General features: G+C 61.1%; 1 protein-coding gene. It reads right to left on the bottom strand.

The window, feature by feature from the left end; translation table 11 throughout:
- Positions 1 to 18 precede the first annotated feature (18 nt).
- Positions 19 to 1323 (bottom strand): CitMHS family transporter, encoded by a 1305-nt coding sequence (locus tag QYE47_RS27205; RefSeq protein WP_014591838.1) that lies wholly within the window; start codon positions 1321 to 1323, stop codon positions 19 to 21.
- Between the last annotated feature and the right edge of the window lie 34 nt (positions 1324 to 1357).

Genomic DNA, 1357 nt, shown 5'->3' on the forward strand with positions numbered 1-1357 from the left:
AGCGGCGCCCTGAGTGCTTCAAACCATGAAGGACAAGGCGCCCGTCAGCAGTGCCAGCGCAGTGATCACCAGAGAAGTGAGCACGGCCCACTTGAAGGTGGCTTTCTGGAAATCACCGATATCCCTGTCGACCATGCCCACCAGCAACAAGGTGGAAGCCACCAGCGGGCTCATCAGGTGCACAGGCTGCCCCAGCACCGAGGCGCGGGCGATTTCCACCGGGTCGATGCCGTACGCGGCCGCGGCATTGGCCAGGATCGGCACAACGCCAAAGTAGTACGCGTCGTTGGACAGCACGAAGGTCAGCGGCATGCTGGTCAGCGCCACTACCAGCGGGAACCAGTGGCTCCACGCTTCCGGAATCCAGTCCACCAGCGTCTGGGCCAATGCATCGACCATCTTGGTACCCGAAAAAATACCGGCAAAGATGCCCGCGGCGAACACCAGCAGCACCACCGTCATGGCGTTGCCCGAATGGGCGAGGATGCGCTCTTTCTGCAGGTCCAGCTGCGGGTAGTTGATCATCAGTGCGGCGACGAAACCGATCATGAACAGGATGGCCGCGTGCATCAGCCCCAGCACCAGCGCGGTCATCACGGCGATCACCAGCACCAGGTTCACATAGGCAAGGCGCGGGCGCTTGTGCGGGTTGTCGCCGAGGATTTCCTTGATGTAGCAGTTGCCGCCACCAGACTCCAGGGCAATATTGCCGATACGCCGGCGCTCGGCACGGCCCAGCAGGTAGGCGGTGAACACAACCCATGCCGCCCCACCGATGACGGTGGGCAACATCGGAATGAAGTACTCGGTCGCATCCAGGCCGAGCGCGGCAATGGCGCGGGTGGCGGGACCACCCCACGGGCTCATGCCGCTCATGATGCTCAATGACAGCATCGATACGGTCGCCAGGATCATCGGGTTCATGCCGATGCGCTTGTACAGCGGCAGCATGGCAGCGCAGGTAATCATGTAAGTCGTGGTGCCATCACCGTCCAGCGCCACCAGCAGCGACAGCAGGGCGGTGCCGATCGCGATCTTGATCGGGTCGCCATTCACCCGCTTGAGAATCTTGCGGATCAGCGGGTCGAACAGGCCGGCGTCGATCATCAGGCCGAAGAACAGGATGGCGAACAGCAGCAGCGCGGCAGACGGTGCGACCATTTTCAGCCCATCGAGCATCATCTTGCCCAGGTCTGGCGCGAAACCGCCAATAAGGGCGAAAACAATCGGCACGATGGTCAGCGCAACGATCGGGGACAGGCGTTTACTCATGATCAGGTAGGTGAAGGTCACCACCATGATCAGGCCCAGAAGTGCGAGCATGGTTTGTTCTCTTGTTTTTATTGTCTATGTGGCC

It is taken from the genome of Pseudomonas sp. 2,4-D (assembly GCF_030418155.1).
GTDB classification, from domain to species: Bacteria; Pseudomonadota; Gammaproteobacteria; order Pseudomonadales; family Pseudomonadaceae; genus Aquipseudomonas; species Aquipseudomonas alloputida.